The organism is Ferroplasma sp. Type II, from assembly GCF_000496155.1.
Map to the genome: position 1 here is coordinate 88,884 of NZ_KI542717.1, position 1,042 is coordinate 89,925.

2 pseudogenes are annotated in these 1,042 nt (G+C 40.2%); both read right to left on the reverse strand.

The features are described 5' to 3' along the window. Positions 1 to 175: pseudogene (locus AMDU4_RS06525) on the reverse strand (transposase); the annotation flags it as partial. 315 nt (positions 176 to 490) lie between these two features. Further along, positions 491 to 910, reverse strand: a pseudogene (locus tag AMDU4_RS06530) (transposase); the annotation flags it as partial. Positions 911 to 1,042 lie beyond the last annotated feature (132 nt).

The following is a 1,042-nucleotide window of genomic DNA, read 5'->3' on the forward strand; positions in this document are numbered from 1 at the left end:
TGCCAGGAATGGATAGATCGATCTGCGAGTCATGCACTGATGCAGTGGTCGTTGCATAGTTCAGTATCATGTCATTGTCTGAATCCTGTATTGTGTGGAGCTTGTACCCGAAATGGGATCTTTTGTTCTTCACTGTCCAGGTACCGTCCTTGGATCTCCTTGTCTTTGCGTTCTTCCGCTCCTCCTCCCTTGCCTTCTTCTTTTGTTCAATCTCAATTTTCCTTGCAGTCTTTGCCTCCCTCTTTGATGTTTTCTCTTCATTATGATCCGATTCTGAAGGTTCCTTCACCGGGTTCTGATCCAAATAGATTGGTATTGTTCCGTCACCTTTCCTGTGCTTTCCATGGCCTGGATCCGATTCGATGAAAGTGGCGTCCTGAATTGTACCTTTCTTTACTGTAATGCCCTTCTCTTTGAACTGTTTCCATATCTCCTTCCAGATCTTCTTGTCCTTGTGATTATTGGAGAGCCTTTCGCGAAAGAGCCATATGGTTCTTGCATCCGGTACCGATTCAGGATAATCCAGGAAGTTCATGAAATCCAGGCGATTGTGTATCTCCTTCTCAATGGACTCATCAACTATGCCATATATGGACTGAAGGAATAGTATCTTGACCATGAGTATGGGATCATAATTTGACCTTCCACCCTTCTCTGTGTTATTAATATATAAGTCATTGAGTAAAGGCCTGATCCTTTCCCACTCTATGACAGTCTTCATGTCGGAAAGCCTGTCGCCGAATCTTTTCAACTGATCATATTTCTCCCGGAGACCGTAATTCATTATGTCCATGCATATTGATCGCGATTGCATGAATAAAGGTTTCGCTTGCAAACGTAGTAAATTATGGGATAAACTGAATATTTTAAATAAACGTGGTTGAAGAGATGAAATGAAAATCACATTCATAGGATAATAAAGAGAGGGGTTATTAGAAAATCTCTAAATGATATTAATTTTATACTATTTATTAATTTTTCCATTACATTGCCGTATGTACCCTTATTATCCAGTGTAAATTCATTTCCCAGCAATATTTGG